The sequence below is a fragment of the Cellulomonas sp. WB94 genome (assembly GCF_003115775.1).
In the GTDB taxonomy this organism is placed as follows: Bacteria; Actinomycetota; Actinomycetes; order Actinomycetales; family Cellulomonadaceae; genus Cellulomonas_A.
This window is the reverse complement of sequence record NZ_QEES01000002.1, coordinates 1,655,567-1,672,460: the sequence shown is the minus strand read 5'-3', so window position 1 is coordinate 1,672,460 and position 16,894 is coordinate 1,655,567. Positions and strand designations below refer to the sequence as shown.

Sequence of the window (16,894 nt, the reverse complement as noted above, 5' to 3'; positions counted from 1 at the left end):
GCTCTCAGACGAGAGCCGCGTAGTCGGTGTACCCGACCGCGCCGCCGCCGTAGAAGGTCGCCGGGTTGGGCTCGTTGAGGTCGGTGCCCGCACGCCACCGGACGTCGAGGTCGGGGTTCGCGAGGAACTCGCGCCCGACGGCCACGACGTCGGCCAGGCCGCGGTCGAGGATGTCCGCCACGTCCTCGAGGGTCGTGACGGAGCCGAACCCGGCGTTGACGACGATCGGGCCGCCGAACCGCTCGCGCAGGTCCCGCACGAGGTCCGACGCCGGGTCGGCCAGGATGCTCAGGTAGGCCAGGCCGAGCGGGGCGACGGCGTCGACCAGGTTCTCGTAGACGGCGCGGGTCTCGGCCGGGTCCTCCTCGAGGACCCCCTGGATGTTGTGCGACGGGGAGATCCGTATCCCGACCCGGTCGGCACCGATCGCGTCGGCGACCGCCCGCACGACCTCGATGACGAGGCGCGCACGGTTCTCGGGCGTGCCGCCGTACGCGTCGACGCGCTGGTTGGTCGACGGCGCGAGGAACTGGTGCAGCAGGTAGCCGTTGGCCGCGTGGACCTCGACGCCGTCCAGCCCGGCCTCGACGGCCTTCGTGGCTGCGTCGACGAACTCCGCGACGACCCCTGGCAGCTCGTCGGTCTCCAGGGCGCGCGGGGTCACCATCGGGTGGACGCCGGTCGCGGTGACGACCGTGCCGGGCGCTGCGATCGCGCTCGGGGCGACGCTCTCGAGACCGCCCTTGTTGTCGGGGTGGGCGACGCGCCCGACGTGCATGAGCTGCACGACGATCCGACCGCCGCGGGCGTGGACGGCATCGGCGACGAGCCGCCACCCCTCGACCTGGTCGGCCGTGTGGATGCCGGGGGTGTCGAGGTAGCCCTGGCCGACGGCACTGGGCTGCGTGCCCTCGGTGATGAGCAGGCCGGCACCGGCGCGCTGGGCGTAGTACTCGGCGTTCAGCAGGGTCGGCACCTGGCCGGCGCCGGCGCGGTTGCGGGTCAGCGGGGCCATGACGAACCGCTGGGGAAGGTCCCAGCTGCCGAGGCGGACAGGGGTGAAGGGTGTCTGAATCACGCGGGCGCGCTCGTTTCTCGTAGGGGGATGTGTTGGCCGCGCCGGCTCAGAGCCGGACGACCATCTTTCCGGTGTTGGCCCCGGCCAGGAGGTCGATGAAGGCCTGGGGGGCGGCGTCGAGGCCCTCGCGGACGGTCTCGTCCCAGCGCAGGGAGCCGTCGGCCAGCCAGCCGACGACCTTCGCGTGGAACTCCGGCATCAGCTTCCGGTGACCGCCGACGAGGAAGCCCTGGAGAGTCAGCTCCTTGCCGATCGCAAGGGCCAGGTTGCGCGGCGCGGCGGGCGGCTCGGTGCTGTTGTACTGCGAGATCGCGCCGCACAGACAGACGCGTCCACCAGTGGTGAGCGAGTCGATGGCCGCCTCGAGGTGATCGCCGCCGACGTTGTCGAAGTAGACGTCGATGCCGTCGGGGGCGGCAGCGCGCAGCAGGTCGCGGACGGGACCGTCGTGGTAGTTGAACGCCTCGTCGAACCCGAGCTCGCGCAGCCGGGCGACCTTGGCGGGCGAGCCCGCGCTGCCGATGACGCGCGCGGCGCCGCTCAGCTTCGCGATCTGCCCGACGAGCGAGCCGACGGCGCCGGCCGCCCCGGACACGAAGACCGTGTCGCCGGGACGGAACCGCGCGGCGGCCATGAGGCCGGCGTACGCGGTCAGGCCGGTCATGCCGAGGACGCCGAGGTAGGCCGACTCCGGCGCCGCGGTGGCATCGACGACGGTCACGGCTGCCGCCGGGACGACGGCGTGCTCGCGCCAGCCCAGCCCGTGCAGCACGATCTGGCCGACGTGGACGTCCGGGCTCGCCGACGCGACGACCTCGCCGACGGCGGAACCGTCGAGCGGCCGGTCGACCTGGAACGGCGGGACGTACGACTTCACGTCGTTCATCCGCCCGCGCATGTACGGGTCGACGGACATGACGTGGTTCGCCACGACGACCTGACCCTCGGCGGGCGCGGGGAGGTCGACGGTCTCGAGCCGGAAGTTCTCGGGCGTCGGCCACCCCTGCGGGCGGGACGCGAGCACGATCTGACGGGTCTGTGCGGGCGTGCGCATCAGTCCTCGACGACCGTGAGGGTGACCTCGATGTTGCCGCGCGTGGCGTTCGAGTACGGGCACACCATGTGTGCCTTCTCAGCCAGCTCGACGGCCCGGTCGTGCGGGAGGTCGGGGATGACGACCTCGAGCGTGACCTGCAGCCCGAAGCCCCCGGCGTCGAGGGCGCCGATGCCGACCTGCGCGCCGACGCTCGAGCTGCCGAGGTCGACCTTCTCGATCCGCGCGACCGACTGGAGCGCCGAGTGGAAGCACGCGGCATACCCGGCGGCGAAGAGCTGTTCCGGGTTGGCGCCGTCGCCGGATCCACCCATCTCGCGCGGGACGGCGAGGTCGAGGTCGACGCGCCCGTCGGGCGTGCGGGTGTGGCCGTTGCGACCGTTGCCCGTGGCGAGAGCCTCAGCGGTGTAGAGAACGTTCAACAGGTGCTCCTTGAGGGGGGTGCCGTCGTCTCGTGCGGGACGTCGGTCAGGCGTTCGCGTCGCGCGCGTCGGCCACGTCGCAGAAGCGACGGGCCAGCGACCGCAGCGTCGACACCTCGTCGGGTGTCATGTCGATCGAGGCATGGAGCCGGTGCTGCACCTGGGCGACGTCCGCGCGGATCTCGTGGCCCCGGGGGGTCAGGTGGACGGTCACCCGGCGTTCGTCCGCAGTGTCACGACGACGCTCGACCAGGCCCATGTCGGCCAGGCGGCGCAGCAGCGGGGACAGCGTGCCGCTGTCCAGGTGCAGCCGGGTGCCGAGGGCCGACACGGTGGCGCCGTCGTCCTCCCACAGCGCGAGCATCGTGACGAACTGCGTGTAGGTGAGACCCAGGTGCGCGAGGGCTTCCCGGTAGGCGTTGGTCGCGGCCCGCGACGCGCTGTAGAGCGCGAAGCACAGCTCGTCGTCCAGTCTCAGCTCCGGCTCCATGCAAGAACGATTGCACGCAATTGAATCCGAGGCAATTCGGTTGTGCACAACCGGATTCTCGCCAGGCCGGTTCCGCGCGCAGCGGCTACAGGTCGCCCGGGTTCACGAGGAACTCCGCCGCGTCCGCGATCTCGCCGCCGACGACCGCCTGCAGCGCCCGGGCGACCGAGTGCACGTGCGGCATCGCCCGGCCGCGCGCGACCCGGTGCGCGAACGACGGGCGTTCGAGCTCGAGCTCGTCGACGTCGGTGGGCTCCCACCGCACGCGGTACGCGAGAGCCCCGCCCGCAGCCCACGCCAGCCCGCGCAGCAGCGGCGGCAGGGTGTCCTCGGCGCCGACCTCGATCGCGATCATGCCGTCGACCCCCAGGTCGACGAGCGCGCCGTAGCCCTCGAGGACGACCGGCTCGGCAAGCACCGCGCCGTCGAACGCGTCGGCCTCGGCCGCGAGGTGGCGACGCTTGCGCTCGTCGCTGACACCGTGCCGCTCGAGGGCCTTGCGCAGGCCCGAGCCGCCACGCTCGGGGAGGCCGAGCTCGGCGAGGCCTGCGGCCGCCCGGCGTCCGGCGTCGGTCGCGGGACCGCGCCAGGGCACTCCCTCCATCGCGAGGCGGGCGCGCGGCACGACCTGCTGGACGGCGGCGAGCAGCTCGTCGGGCTCGAGCCACCGGTCGGTGAACACGGTGAGGTCGATCGTCGCGTCGAGGTCCGGGCGCAGGACGACGCCCCGCTCCCCGGTGCGGATCGCCCCGCCGAGCCGCCGCGCGACCGCGACGAGCCAGAGCAGCACGCGCTCCTCCTCGCGGACGGGTATCGCGTCGGGGAAGGCGCGCTTGAGCCCGTCCCGGTCACCGCCGGGGTAGGGCGGCTCGCCCCGGTCGCGCGGGCACCGCACGTCGTAGACGGTCGTGGTCGTGGCAGGCAGCCCCAGGCTGACGGCATCGGCGGACGTGGCGGAGTACGGACCCGTGAGGGTCGACATGCGGGAGACGCGCAGCACCCCGATCGAGGTGCCGGGGTTCCGGTTGCCGCGCGCGCCTGCCGTGCGCTGCTGCGGCACGCCGGGCTGGGTCTCCCAGGCGGCGGCCGGGAACCGGCTCACGGCCAGGACCTCGAGCTCGTCGGCGCCGATGCCGTCGGGGAGCGCGAGCAGGTGCCGCGTCCGCAGCTCGGGGTCGTGGACGGGCAGAGGGGGCAACGCTGACTGCGGCGGGGTCACGAGCGGCCTACACCTCCGAGCGGTGGAAGTTCTGCCAGGAACGCGATGCGGTCGGCCCTCGCTGACCCTGGTAGCGGGACCCGTACCTGTCAGAACCGTAAGGGAACTCGGCGGCCGAGGACAGACGGAAGAAGCACATCTGGCCGATCTTCATGCCTGGCCAGAGCAGGATCGGCAGCGTCGCGACGTTCGACAGCTCGAGCGTGACGTGACCCGAGAAGCCGGGGTCGATGAAGCCCGCGGTCGAGTGCGTCATGAGGCCGAGCCGGCCGAGCGACGACTTGCCCTCGAGCCGCGCCGCGATGTCGTCCGGGAGCGTCACGGCCTCGTACGTGGAGCCGAGCACGAACTCACCGGGGTGCAGGACGAACGGGTCGCCGTTGTCGACGTCGACCAGGTGGGTCAGGTCGGGCTGGTCGATCGACGGGTCGATGACCGGGTACTTGTGGTTGTCGAACAGCCGGAAGTAGCGATCGAGGCGCACGTCGATGCTCGACGGCTGGATCATCGCGGGGTCGTACGGGTCGAGCCGCACCCGCTCGGAGTCGAGCTCGGAACGGATGTCGCGATCGGAGAGCAGCACGGGTCAACGGTAACGGTCGGCCCGTGCTGCTCTCGTCGATCTGCGGCAGGTCAGCTGACGAGCACGCCGTCCGCGACGGGTGCTGCGTCCGCGTCGGGCCGGTCGGCCGCGACGACCTTCTTGTAGTCGGCGAGCTCGACGTACAGCTCGTCCTTCAGCGGGTTGCGGTGCTTCACGACGATCGTGCGGATCTGGTACACCGCGACGGTGATGTTCGCGGCCAGGGAGATCGCGCTGACCAGGAACAGCGCCGTGGTGTTGTGCGACGACGCGACGGCGAACTTCGAGTCGGTCACGAACCCGGGGACGGCCATCGTGAACATCATCCAGAACGCGAGGGTCTGTGCGCGGTGCTGGAGCCACGCGCCCTTCTTGATGAAGAACGCAGGGATGGTGCACGAGACGAGGAGCGCGGCGCCGGCGTAGAACGCGTGGTCACCGACGCAGTTGTAGACGTAGGCGAAGTTCCACAGGTCGTAGGCGATGATCCAGAACCAGACCATGTCGGGCCACATCATGTCCTTCTGGCGGCCCTTGCTGATGAAGATCCCGGCCCAGCCGCAGATCGTCAGGAGGTTCAGCAGCCCCGCGATGCCGTTCATGATGTTCCACGAGCCGCCGACCATCACGACGCCGTCGATCAGGCCGTGCATGCCGTGGACCTGGAAGTCGCGGATGACCGCCTCGAGGATGTTCAGCGCGAGGATCGCGGCGGGGAACATCAGCGCGTACTTGTTCGCCGCGGCCTTGCGGTTGAACCGCAGGACCATGAACCCGAGGCACCCGGCGAGGGCCGAGTAGACCTTGACCCAGTGGAACCAGGTGCCGGTGCTCGAGTCGGGCCCGGCGGTCGTCGGCCAGACGAAGATCGTGAGGACGAGCGGCAGGCCGACGAACATGGCGAGGGACGCCCACTTGCTGGCCCGGGCTATCTCGTTGGCGAGCATCAGCGCCGCGACGACGGCGAACCACATGAGCGCCGAGTACCAGGGGATCGAGTCGAACAGGAACACGTCAGTCTCCTTGGACCTTCGCTGGGCCGCCGTCCGGCCGGGGGTTCGTGGCCGGGCGGCCATCGAGGTGGAGCGTCTGCCGCACGATCCCGACGAGGACTCGGTCCTCGATCTCGGGCCGTGAGCGGGTGAGTCCGACGAGCCCGTAGACGAGGACGTAGAACGTCTCGTAGACGTTCTCGATCTCCATCTGGTGCCGCAGCGCGTACGCCTTGACCGTGGTGGCCCGGATGCAGTCGACGACCGCGGTGACGGCACGGTCGACGAACCGGTAGTAGAGCGCGGCGTTCTCGATGCGGTGCAGGTCTCCGCGCAGCGGGTCGTCGTCCTGCAGGTGGTGACGGAAGAGCCCGATGCAGTCCGTGAGGGCCAGCTCGATGTTGCCGACCTCCCGAGCGGCGTCCCACATCCGGATGCTGGTCACGAACTCGTCGATGTACCGCTCGAGGACGACGTCGACGAGCGCGTCCTTGTCGCCGAAGTAGTGGTAGATCAGCCCGCGGGTCACGCCGACCCGCGTCGCGACGTCCGAGATCGACGTCTTGCCGATGCCTCGCTCGGAGAACAGGGCCCGCGCCGCGACGACGATCTCCTCGCGCCGCTCGTCGGGCGACTTGCTCTCGCGCGTGGTGGACGGCTCGTTCAGGTCACCCGTCACCGCACACCCCCGCTCCGTTGACACTGTGTCAACGGGACGTTAGCGCCTGCGCCGACGCAGAGTCAAAGACGGTGCCGGGGTCGGCTCGCTAGGGTGGCGTCATGGCACTCCCGGGTCTCGGTCGGCGCTGGCTGCGCGCCGCCGTGACGACCTGGGCGCTGGTCGGTCTGCTCTGGTGCGCGACGACCGGCCTGAGCGGTCACCCGGACGGTCTCCTGCTCCCGACGGTGCTGGCGATCGTCGCCACCGCTGCCGTGTGCCTGCTGCTCCGGCACGGCTTCAGCCCCGCGTTCGCGACCGTCGGCCCGCTCGGGCCCGTCGCCGAGCGGTACCGGTCCACCCTCATCGCGTGGGTCGGCGACCCGAACATCCCCGGCAAGCCGCAACCGCGAGCGCCCGGCGCGAGGCCGTCCCTGCGCTGAGCCGCGGCATCGTCGTCGCAGCACCGGAGAGCCCGCCACGCCTCCCCCAGACAGGGACTGTCGGCCGTCAAGCACGCCTCGACGCCTGCCCGGGAGACCTCCGTGACCCTGCTCACCCGACCTGCCATGACCGCCTCACCGACACTGCCCGCCTCACCCACCGCGCCGGCCCTGCTCACCCCGCGCGCCACGTCGAGGCCGGTGCGCCGATGAACGCCGTCGACGCCGTGATGGAGCCCGTCCAGACCTCGATCACCTGGGTCCTGCTGCACGCCGTCCAGCTGCTGGGGCTCGTCGGCCTGGCACCGACCCAGGGCGCCACGTGGTTCGCCGCCGTGGCGCTGCTCGTGATCGCGATCCGCCTCGTCCTCGTCCCGCTGACCCTGCGTCAGGTCCGGGCGGCGCGCGCCACGGCCGCGATGGCACCGCAGCTGCGCGCGCTGCAGGCCCGCTACCGGGGCCGGACCGACGCGGAGAGCCGTCGCAGCATGGCGGAGGAGTCGGCGGCCCTCCGTCGGGAGCACGGCGCCGGGTTGCTCGGCTGCCTGCCGATGCTGCTCCAGGCGCCGATCTTCTACGCGCTCTTCCGCGTCCTGCGCTCGGTGTCGCAGGACCACGGGATCGGACAGCTCGAGCAGACGCTGGTCGACCAGGCGAACAGCGCCACCCTGCTCGGGGCTCGCCTCGCGGACACGGTCCTGACGGCTCACACCGGTTCCGGGCACGTCGTCGCGGTCGTGGTCGTGGTCGCCGCGGCGCTCGCGACTCTCGCCACGCAGCGCCGGCAGCACCGGTTGAACACGCCGCTGCAGGATCCCGGCGACCCCACGGCGACGGTCTCGCGCGTCATGGTGAACCTCGCACCGGTGATGCTGGTGCTCTCCGGGCTGTGGCTCCCGCTGGGGGTCCTCACGTACTGGCTCGTGTCGAACCTGTGGGCCCTGGCCCAGCAGCTCGTCGTCCTCCGGTACCTGCCGACGCCGGGCACACCGGCCCACGCGCGGTTCATCGAGCGCCGCCCGACCCTCGCGCCCGACCCGCCGACTGCCACCCAGGCGCGTCGCACCGGCAGGCAGCGGGCCCAGCCGGTCCGCCGGGCCCGGGCGCGTCGTCGGACGAGGCGCTAGCGACGCACTGCGTCTCCACCACAGCCCGCTGGTGAGGGCAGGACGAGGATCGCGTCGGCTGTCGAGGGGTCCGTCGTCGAAGCGTTTCATCGGGAGAGGTGTGCGGCTATGCTCTAGCCAGGGATCGCATGGGAGCGCTCCCTTGCACCGACTGCACGTCGGTCACGGATGGCTGCAGCGCAGACGCAGATGCCGACGGGACCCATGCGTGGAACTTCTGAGCACCTGAGAGGCGCAACCATGCGTTACGGCCATTTCGACGACGAGACGCGCGAGTACGTCATCACGACGCCGCACACCCCGTACCCCTGGATCAACTACCTCGGGTCGGAGCAGTTCTTCTCGCTCATCTCCCACCAGGCCGGCGGGTACTCGTTCTACCGCGACGCCAAGATGCGCAGGCTCACGCGCTACCGCTACAACAACATCCCGGCCGACGCCGGCGGCCGGTACTTCTACGTGAACGACGGCGGCGACGTGTGGACCCCGTCGTGGCTGCCGATCAAGGCCGACCTCGACCACTTCGAGTGCCGCCACGGCCTCGGGTACACGCACATCACCGGAGAGCGCGGCGGCCTGTCCGTCGACACGCTGTTCTTCGTGCCGATCGGCGAGACGGCCGAGATCCAGAAGGTCACGCTCACCAACACGTCCGACGCGACGAAGACGGTCACGCTCTTCTCGTTCGTCGAGTTCTGCCTGTGGAACGCCCAGGACGACCAGACGAACTACCAGCGCAACCTGTCCATCGGCGAGGTCGAGATCGAGAACGACGGGCCGTACGGCTCGGCGATCTACCACAAGACCGAGTACCGCGAGCGCCGCGACCACTACGCCGTGTACGGGGTCAACGCGCACGCCGCGGGCTTCGACACGGACCGCGACACGTTCGTCGGCGCCTACAACGGGCTCGGCGAGGCCGCCGTGCCGCGCGCCGGTGTCTCGGCCAACTCGGTCGCGTCGGGCTGGTACCCGATCGGCTCGCACTCCCTCGAGATCACCCTCGAGCCCGGCGAGTCCACGAGCTACACGTACGTGCTCGGCTACATCGAGAACCCCCAGGACGAGAAGTGGGCCCCGGCCGACGAGGCCGCCGGCATCGAGGCGCTGCAGGTCGTCAACAAGACCCGCGCCCACGAGCTGCTCAGCCGCTTCGCGACCAACGAGCAGACGGACGCCGCCTTCGAGGCGCTCCGCACGTACTGGACCAACCTGCTCTCGACCTACACGGTGACGAGCACCGACGACAAGCTGGACCGGATGGTCAACATCTGGAACCAGTACCAGTGCATGGTCACGTTCAACATGTCCCGGTCGGCGTCGTTCTTCGAGACCGGGATCGGCCGCGGGATGGGCTTTCGCGACTCCAACCAGGACCTCCTCGGGTTCGTCCACCTCATCCCCGAGCGCGCCCGCGAGCGCATCCTCGACATCGCCGCGACGCAGTTCCCCGACGGGTCGGCGTACCACCAGTACCAGCCGCTCACGAAGCGCGGGAACAACGACATCGGCTCGGGCTTCAACGACGACCCGCTGTGGCTCGTGCTCGGCGTGGCCGCCTACGTCAAGGAGACCGGTGACTTCGGGATCCTCGACGAGAGCGTCCCGTTCGACAACGACGAGTCGCTCGCGGACACCCTGTTCGAGCACCTGACCCGCTCGTTCAACTTCACGGTCGACAACCTCGGTCCGCACGGCCTGCCGCTCATCGGGCGCGCCGACTGGAACGACTGCCTCAACCTCAACTGCTTCTCGACCGAGCCGGGCGAGTCCTTCCAGACGACCGAGAACCAGGCCGGCGGCGTCGCCGAGTCGGTGTTCATCGCCGCGCAGTTCGTCTACGCCGGGCCGGAGTACGCCGAGCTGGCCGAGCGTCGCGGGCTGCACGACGTCGCCGCCAAGGCCCGTCAGGCCGTCGAGGACATGCGGGCCACGGTGCTCAGCCACGGCTGGGACGGCGAGTGGTTCCTGCGCGCCTACGACTTCTACGGCAACAAGATCGGGACCGACGAGAAGCCCGAGGGCAAGATCTGGATCGAGCCGCAGGGCTTCGCGGTCATGGCCGGGATCGGCACCGAGACCCCGGCTGACGGCGGCCCGTCCGTCGCCCAGCGCGCCCTGACCTCGGTCAACGAGCTGCTCGCGACCGACCACGGCATGGTGCTCCAGTACCCCGCGTACACGAGCTACCAGATCGAGCTCGGCGAGGTCTCCACGTACCCGCCCGGGTACAAGGAGAACGGTGGCATCTTCTGCCACAACAACCCCTGGGTCATCATCGGCGAGACGGTCGTCGGCAACGGCGCGCGCGCGTTCGACTACTACAAGCGCATCACGCCGGCGTACCGCGAGGACATCTCCGACGTCCACAAGCTCGAGCCGTACGTGTACGCGCAGATGATCGCGGGCAAGCAGGCCGTCCGGCACGGTGAGGCCAAGAACTCCTGGCTCACCGGCACGGCCGCGTGGAACTTCGTCGCGGTCAGCCAGTACCTGCTCGGGGTCCGCCCCGGGTACGACGGCCTGATCATCGACCCGCAGATCGGCCCCGAGGTCCCGCAGTTCACCGTGACCCGCTCCGCGCGGGGTGCCACGTACGAGATCACCGTCACGAACTCCGGCACGCCCGGGGCTCGAGGCTCGCTCGTCGTCGACGGCACCCCGATCGTGGGCAACACGGTCCCGTACGCGCCTGCCGGCTCGACGGTCACGGTCGAGGTCACCGTCTGACCCTCGGGTCGGGCGGCACGGCAGGAGGGCACGCCAGGATGCGGTACGGACATTTCGACGACGCTGCGCGCGAGTACGTGATCACACGCCCGGACACCCCCCGGTCGTGGAGCAACTACCTCGGGTCGCGGCTGTACGGCGGGATCGTCACGCAGAACGGCGGCGGGTACAGCTTCTTCCGGTCGGGGGGCACCGGCAGGCTCCTGCGGATGCGCTTCAACGGCGTCCCGCAGGACGAGCCGGGCCGGTTCGTCTACCTGCGCGACGACGAGACCGGCGACTACTGGTCGGCGACGTGGCAGCCGGTCGGCAAGCCGCTCGACGGTCCCGACGCCTATCGGGCGGAGGTCCGGCACGGCCTCGGCTACTCGGTGTTCGACGCGTCGTACGCGGGCATCGACTCCGAGCTGACGATGTTCGTGCCGGAGGGCCAGGCGTTCGAGCACTGGGCCCTGACCATCACCAACCCGGGCCCCACCCCGCGCACGCTGTCGGTGTTCTCCTACGCCGAGCTCGCCAACGAGTGGAGCTACCGCCAGGACCTCGAGAACCTGCAGTACAGCCAGTACGTCGTCGAGGCGACCTACCATGACGGGTTCATCCACCGCCGCAACTCGACCCGTGACGCGTTCAGCGAGTGCTGGTTCACGCTCACGGGCGCCGAGGTGGCGTCGTTCGACACGGACCGGGACGTGTTCCTCGGCCCGTACCGGACCCAGTCGGCCCCCCTCGCGGTCGAGCGCGGCGAGTGCTCAGGCAGCGAGACCGTCGGCGACAACGCGTGCGCGTCCCTGCACGCGCGCATCGAGCTCGCGCCCGGCGAGTCCCGCCAGGTCGTGTTCACGCTCGGGGTCGGCTCGCCGGACGCGCCGTGGACCGACGGCACCGAGACCGTGCGTCCCGGCCGCGAGGCCGTCGCCGAGTACGCGCGTCCGGAGCGCCTCGCCGCCGAGCTCGAGGCGATCCGCACCGGGTGGGCCGACCGCCTCGCACCCCTCCAGGTCCGCACGCCGGACCCGCAGCTCGACTCGATGGTCAACGTCTGGCACGCCTACCAGACGCACATGACGTTCAACTGGTCGCGCGGCGTGTCCCTCATCGAGGCGGGCGACCGCGACGGTCTCGGGTTCCGCGACACGGCGCAGGACATCCTCTCGGTGGTTCACGCGATCCCCGAGGCGGCCCGCGAGCGCCTCGACCTGCTGATCACCGGTCAGACCGCCGAGGGCGGCGCGCTGCCGCTCATCAAGCCCCTGACGCACGCGCCCGGCAAGGAGCCGACGCCGACCCTCGAGCAGTACCGCAGCGACGACGCCCTCTGGCTGCCGCTGTCGGTCGCGGCGCTCGTCCACGAGTCCGGTGAGCTCGACTACCTCGACTCGGTGCTCCCCTACGCGGACGCCGGTCACGACACGGTGCTCGGCCACCTCGTCCAGGCGCTCCGGTTCTCCCTCGAGCACCGCGGCAAGCACGGGCTCGTGCAGGGTCTCGCGGCGGACTGGAACGACTGCATCCAGTTCGGCATCGAGGGCGAGTCGTTGTTCTCGACGTTCCTGCTCGCCAACGGTCTGCGCCAGGTCAGCGAGCTCGCGGCGCGCGTCGACCAGGGCGAGATCGCAGCCTGGTGCGTCGGGCAGCTCTCGGGGGTCCTCGACGCGATCGACGGCGCGTGGGACGGCGCCTGGTACATCCGCGGCATCTCCGCCGTCGGCACCCCGCTCGGCTCGTCGGACGCCGACGAGGGCCGCATCTACCTCGAGCCGAACGTCTGGGCGGTCATCTCCGGTGCGGCCGGGCCGACCCGCGCACGCCTCGCCATGGACTCGGTCCACGAGCACCTCGCGTCCGAGCACGGCATCGCGCTGTGCGACCCGCCGCACACCCACGCGGTCGAGGGCATCGGGCTGTCGCTGCTCGTCTTCCCGCCGGGGCTCAAGGAGAACGGCGGCATCTTCTGCCACGCGAACTCCTGGGCGATCGTCGCCGAGGCGATGCTCGGGCACGGCGACCGCGCGTACGAGTACTACCGCGCGTACCTGCCGGCCCGCTACGAGGACGACGCCGAGACCCACCAGGTCGAGCCGTACGTCTACAGCCAGTTCACGCACGGTCCCGCTTCCCCGCGGTTCGGCCAGTCCCGCAACCCGTGGCTCACGGGCACCGCGAGCTGGACGTACGTCGCGGTCACCCAGCACATCCTCGGCATCCGGCCCAAGCCCGAGGGGATCAAGATCGACCCGGCGATCCCCACGACCTGGGACGGCTTCGAGGTGCAGAGACGGTTCCGCGGACGCGACATCACGATCCGGGTGACCAACCCGAACCACGTGTCGCGCGGCGTCGCGATGATGACCGTCGACGGGACGTCCGTCGACGGCGACCTCGCCCCCGACGCGCTCCTCCTGGACGGCTCGGTCGTCGACGTGGTGCTCGGATGACCGCCACGGCGACCCGCGCCCCCGCGGTCCGGCCCCCTGTCATCGACGACCCGCGCGTCGTCACCCTGCGCTCCGCCGGCTGGGAGCTCGGCGTGCTACCCGCGACGGGCGCCTCGATCGCGTTCGGCCGCATCCTCGTCGACGGCCGGTGGCTCGACCTGCTGCGCCCGACGCGACCCAGCGGCTACGGCCGCCCCGAGAAGTGCGCCAGCTTCCCCCTCGTCCCGTGGTCCAACCGGATCCGCGACGGCTTGCTCACGTTCCGCGGCCGCACATGGCAGCTGGCCCGCACCGCGGCCGACGCGACGGCGATCCACGGCGCGGTCCTCCAGTACGACTGGTGCGTGGTCGGACTCACGGAGTCCGGCGTCGACCTGGAGCTCGACACCACGGACCTCACCGGCGTGAACTTCCCGTGGCGCTTCCGCTCGCGCATCAGCTACGCGCTGACCGACCGCTTCCTCGCCGTCACCACGACCCTCGAGAACATCGACTCCGAGCCGTTCCCGGCGGGCTTCGGCCACCACCCGTACTTCCAGCGGCGCCTCCTGCCCGGCCGGCCCGACGCCGTCCTCCAGGTCCCCGCCGAGCGCGCCTACGCCCTCGACCGTGCGATCGCCGTCGGCCCCGCGGGCGACGTCCCGGTCCGCGCCGACTACCGCTCGCCGCGCCCGCTCGGGTCCGCGTTCGTCGACGACGTGCTCACCGCGCGGCGTCCCGGCGAACCCGTCCGCATCCACTACCCCGAGCAGGGCGTCGACGTGCGCCTCGACGCCGGCGACGCGTTCGAGCACGTCGTCGTCTACGTGCCGCGCGGCCGGTCCTACTTCGCGGTCGAGCCGGTCACGAACGTCAACGGCGGCTTCGCGCTGCACGACGCCGGCGTGGCGGGGACGGGCGTGTTCGTGCTCGAGCCGGGTGAGTCGCGGTCGGCGACGTTCACGATCGGGGTGGACGGGCTCGGGTAGCTCTCGAGCTCGGCGCGGCACGGGTTGTGGGCAGTGTGGAGGCGCCGGGCCCGGCCAGGTATGCTGGTCCGCGCGTCGCCCGGTCAGTGCAGGGCAGCGCAGGTGCAGGGCATGCGGGTGTAGTTCAGTGGCAGAACTTCAGCTTCCCAAGCTGATAGCGCGAGTTCGATTCTCGTCACCCGCTCCAGTGTTTCCGCAGGTCAGAGACTTGCGAAGTCAGCGTCAGACCCCTCTGGGACCCTCGTCAGGTCGGCTCGTGCCATAACGTGCCATAACTTCCGCCCAGGGAGGTCCCGACCATGACCCGACCCCGCACAGCGCACCGACGCCCCAGCGGCTCCATCCGCCACCTGTCCTCGGGCAGCTGGCAGGCCCGCTACACCGGCCCCGACGGCGCGCTCCGCACGCTGGGGACCTTCCCCACCAAGGTCGAGGCCGACACGGCCCTGGCCCACGAGACCTCGCGGATGTCCCTCGGCACGTGGCACGACCCCTACCGCGGCCAGGAGCAGCTCGGGCCCTGGTTCCGGGACTGGATCACCGGGAGGGCCGACCTCGCCGACAGCACCCGCGCGCTGTACCTGCGCCTGCTCGCCACGGTGATCGACGCGCCGCTGTCGCTCGAGCGGCCGAACGGCGCGACCCGCGTCGTGCACATCGGCGCCCAGACCCTCGCGTCTGTCACACCCGCCGCCGTGCGCGAGTGGGACTCCGCAGTCTTGGCCGACGCGACCCGACGCGCGACCGCGCGGTGGGACCGGGCACGGAACAACCCCCTGCGCGTCAATGCCGCGATCCGCCGATGGGCGGCGGCGAACGGCGCACCCATCGCGCCGACGGGCCGGATGCCTGCCGCGGTGCGGGAGGCCTGGCTGGCCGAAACCGGCGGCGTGGTCACCTCTGACGGGCCGCAGGACCGCAACGCTGGTCGGACCGAGGCGGCGCAGGCCTATCGTTTGCTGCACACCGGCATGGCCCAGGCCGTGGCCGACGGCCTCATCCCGGCCAACCCCTGCCTGGTGAAAGGCGCGAGCCAGCGCGACTCCAAGGACCGGACCGAACGCCGGACCGCCACACCGGCCGAGATCTGGGCGCTCGCCGACGCCATGCCCGAGCGGTACCGGGCGGCCGTCATCGTCGCCTTCTGCAGCGGGCTGCGGGCCGGTGAGTTGTTTGCACTGCAGCGCCGGCACGTCGACCTGGAGGCACGGACGCTGCGCGTGGAGCAGTCGCTGGCTCGGCCGGGAACGGGTTCCGGCAGGGCGTTCTCCTCAACCAAGACGCGGGCAGGGCGACGCACGGTGGCCCTGCCGGCCGTGGCGGTTGCGGCGCTGACCGAGCACATGGCTCGGTTCACTCCTCTCGGCCCGGACTCCCTCGTCTTCGGCACAAGGACCGGCAAGCCACTGTCCGGTGGTTCCCGCAGCATGATGTTCGCGCGGGCCCGTCACGCGATCGGCCGCGACGACCTGACGTGGCACGACCAGCGGCATGCGGCGATGACGTTCGTCGCGTCCACCGGTGCGACACTGCCGGAGCTGATGGAACGGGCCGGGCACGCGAGCTCAAGGGCTGCGCTGCACTACCAGCACGCGGCGGACGGTGCGCAGCGGCGGATCGCGGACCGGCTGGACGAGGCGCTGGGGCGGCCGTCGGAGGTTGCGTGATCCTGGGCCCGCTGGCCGATGGTGCAGGCGCGGCCTCCACCTCGCCCGGGTGAAGGTCGCGAGCTGCGCGGCAGGCCGCCGATCAGCCTTCGCACACCCAAGCACGGGACCGGATCTCGGCTTGAATGGACGCTCGGGTCGCAGCATGTGCGTGAGTTCGGCTCGCGGCTCTTCTTCGAGTGCGAGGATCGCGGCATGGCCAACTGTGAGCTCTGCGGGAGACCGACCGATGCTCATAACCGGCAGGTGCGGTTCCGTCTCCCAGATCCGGTCCTCCGGGCTTCGGAGCAGGACCGCGCACAGGGGACGTGAAAGACCCACGAGGACCCAGATTGGGCCGTGATGATGGTGGTCCCCGAGCTCGGCGCCGTCGTGAGGGCGCTCCTTCCGGTCCAGCTCACTGGTGGCCACACCGTCACCTTCGGCGTGATGGTGGGCGTTCATGCTGACGACCTGAAGCGGGCGTTCGATTCCTGGTGGGCGCCCGACTACGCCAATCTCAAATTCGGAGGGCGGCTGGCGAACGCGCTCCCGACGTGGCAGGTGCTCGGCGCGCCGGTGAGTCTGGCGGTCACCGACCCCGACGCCACCCCCTTCTGCGTGGCCAGCACCGACTCAGGGCTCCAGTCGGTTCTCGCAAGCGAATGGGACCACGAACTCGTCCTTGCGGCCCTACCCACCTGACCATCTCATTACGGCATGAGCGCGCGGGTGAGCCACTCTCAGTTCCTGGGGGGATCAATGGTGCCCATGGCGGTGCTCGAGTTCTGGCCGGACTACGGCGCTGGCCCCTTGTGGACCAGCGAGGGCAAACCGGCTGACCTCAGCGCGCTGCCACTTGGGGAGGACCTCCGACGCGACCTCGCGGACTGGAACACCTCCTACACGGAGGAGCGCATCCCGGTGGGGGGCTCAGGCGATCCCGCCTGGCTACGTCAAGGCGCACTCCTTCTCAGCCGCGTGCGCCGCGCCCTGGGTCCTGCCCACGAAGTGGTCGTCACCGAGTCATGGTGGGGTGAGTAGGT

General features: G+C 70.9%; 15 protein-coding genes and 1 tRNA gene. 8 read left to right on the top strand and 8 right to left on the bottom strand.

Annotated features, from left to right (window positions below; genetic code table 11):
- Positions 1-4 precede the first annotated feature (4 nt).
- The 8 genes from DDP54_RS08850 to DDP54_RS08815 form a co-directional block, all read right to left on the bottom strand.
- A complete protein-coding gene (locus DDP54_RS08850; protein WP_109132462.1) occupies positions 5-1,075 on the bottom strand; it encodes an alkene reductase in 1,071 nt (356 codons plus the stop codon).
- Positions 1,076-1,124: 49 nt separating this feature from the next.
- A complete protein-coding gene (locus DDP54_RS08845; RefSeq protein ID WP_109131431.1) occupies positions 1,125-2,132 on the bottom strand; it encodes an NADP-dependent oxidoreductase in 1,008 nt (335 codons plus the stop codon).
- Complete coding sequence (locus tag DDP54_RS08840; RefSeq protein ID WP_109131430.1) at positions 2,132-2,554, bottom strand: organic hydroperoxide resistance protein; 423 nt, start codon at positions 2,552-2,554, stop codon at positions 2,132-2,134. The genes DDP54_RS08845 and DDP54_RS08840 overlap by 1 nt, the downstream gene beginning before the upstream one ends.
- Before the next feature lie 46 nt (positions 2,555-2,600).
- Positions 2,601-3,044, bottom strand: coding sequence for a MarR family transcriptional regulator (locus DDP54_RS08835; RefSeq protein ID WP_109131429.1), 444 nt, complete (start codon positions 3,042-3,044; stop codon positions 2,601-2,603).
- Between the two features lie 85 nt (positions 3,045-3,129).
- Positions 3,130-4,263: a hypothetical protein gene (locus DDP54_RS08830; RefSeq protein WP_109131428.1), complete on the bottom strand. Its 1,134-nt coding sequence runs from the start codon at positions 4,261-4,263 to the stop codon at positions 3,130-3,132.
- Between the two features lie 7 nt (positions 4,264-4,270).
- Positions 4,271-4,846, bottom strand: coding sequence for a dCTP deaminase (dcd, locus tag DDP54_RS08825; protein WP_109131427.1), 576 nt, complete (start codon positions 4,844-4,846; stop codon positions 4,271-4,273).
- 50 nt (positions 4,847-4,896) lie between these two features.
- Entirely contained in the window at positions 4,897-5,859 is a 963-nt protein-coding gene (locus DDP54_RS08820; RefSeq protein ID WP_109131426.1) for a DUF5692 family protein, read from the bottom strand.
- A 1-nt stretch (position 5,860) separates the two neighbouring features.
- Positions 5,861-6,517 (bottom strand): TetR/AcrR family transcriptional regulator, encoded by a 657-nt coding sequence (locus DDP54_RS08815; protein ID WP_158274495.1) that lies wholly within the window; start codon positions 6,515-6,517, stop codon positions 5,861-5,863.
- Positions 6,518-6,618: 101 nt separating this feature from the next.
- Between DDP54_RS08815 and DDP54_RS08810 the strand changes: the two genes are divergently transcribed.
- The 8 genes from DDP54_RS08810 to DDP54_RS08775 all read left to right on the top strand — a co-directional run bounded on the left by DDP54_RS08810 (position 6,619) and on the right by DDP54_RS08775 (position 16,553).
- Positions 6,619-6,939, top strand: a complete 321-nt coding sequence (locus DDP54_RS08810) for a hypothetical protein (protein WP_109131424.1) — start codon at positions 6,619-6,621, stop codon at positions 6,937-6,939.
- 209 nt (positions 6,940-7,148) lie between these two features.
- Positions 7,149-8,066 carry a membrane protein insertase YidC gene (yidC, locus tag DDP54_RS08805; RefSeq protein WP_109131423.1) on the top strand — a complete coding sequence of 306 codons (918 nt, stop codon included), beginning with the start codon at positions 7,149-7,151 and terminating at the stop codon, positions 8,064-8,066.
- 240 nt (positions 8,067-8,306) lie between these two features.
- Positions 8,307-10,796 carry a glycosyl transferase gene (locus DDP54_RS08800; protein ID WP_109131422.1) on the top strand — a complete coding sequence of 830 codons (2,490 nt, stop codon included), beginning with the start codon at positions 8,307-8,309 and terminating at the stop codon, positions 10,794-10,796.
- A 38-nt stretch (positions 10,797-10,834) separates the two neighbouring features.
- Positions 10,835-13,234: a glycosyl hydrolase family 65 protein gene (locus DDP54_RS08795; protein WP_109131421.1), complete on the top strand. Its 2,400-nt coding sequence runs from the start codon at positions 10,835-10,837 to the stop codon at positions 13,232-13,234.
- Positions 13,231-14,202, top strand: coding sequence for an aldose epimerase (locus DDP54_RS08790; RefSeq protein WP_109131420.1), 972 nt, complete (start codon positions 13,231-13,233; stop codon positions 14,200-14,202). The genes DDP54_RS08795 and DDP54_RS08790 overlap by 4 nt, the downstream gene beginning before the upstream one ends.
- 113 nt (positions 14,203-14,315) lie before the next feature.
- A tRNA-Gly gene (locus DDP54_RS08785) sits at positions 14,316-14,389 on the top strand.
- Between the two features lie 112 nt (positions 14,390-14,501).
- A complete protein-coding gene (locus tag DDP54_RS18840) occupies positions 14,502-15,869 on the top strand; it encodes a tyrosine-type recombinase/integrase (RefSeq protein ID WP_109131419.1) in 1,368 nt (455 codons plus the stop codon).
- A 339-nt stretch (positions 15,870-16,208) separates the two neighbouring features.
- Positions 16,209-16,553, top strand: coding sequence for a hypothetical protein (locus DDP54_RS08775; RefSeq protein WP_109131418.1), 345 nt, complete (start codon positions 16,209-16,211; stop codon positions 16,551-16,553).
- Positions 16,554-16,894 lie beyond the last annotated feature (341 nt).

Bases quoted from the DNA above. Each gene is read 5' to 3' on its own strand.
- DDP54_RS08835 (WP_109131429.1), bottom strand. From the start codon at position 3,044: ATGGAGCCGGAGCTGAGACTGGACGACGAGCTGTGCTTCGCGCTCTAC.
- yidC (WP_109131423.1), top strand. From the start codon at position 7,149: ATGAACGCCGTCGACGCCGTGATGGAGCCCGTCCAGACCTCGATCACC.
- DDP54_RS08795 (WP_109131421.1), top strand. From the start codon at position 10,835: ATGCGGTACGGACATTTCGACGACGCTGCGCGCGAGTACGTGATCACA.
- DDP54_RS08810 (WP_109131424.1), top strand. From the start codon at position 6,619: ATGGCACTCCCGGGTCTCGGTCGGCGCTGGCTGCGCGCCGCCGTGACG.
- DDP54_RS08800 (WP_109131422.1), top strand. From the start codon at position 8,307: ATGCGTTACGGCCATTTCGACGACGAGACGCGCGAGTACGTCATCACG.
- DDP54_RS18840 (WP_109131419.1), top strand. From the start codon at position 14,502: ATGACCCGACCCCGCACAGCGCACCGACGCCCCAGCGGCTCCATCCGC.
- DDP54_RS08790 (WP_109131420.1), top strand. From the start codon at position 13,231: ATGACCGCCACGGCGACCCGCGCCCCCGCGGTCCGGCCCCCTGTCATC.
- DDP54_RS08845 (WP_109131431.1), bottom strand. From the start codon at position 2,132: ATGCGCACGCCCGCACAGACCCGTCAGATCGTGCTCGCGTCCCGCCCG.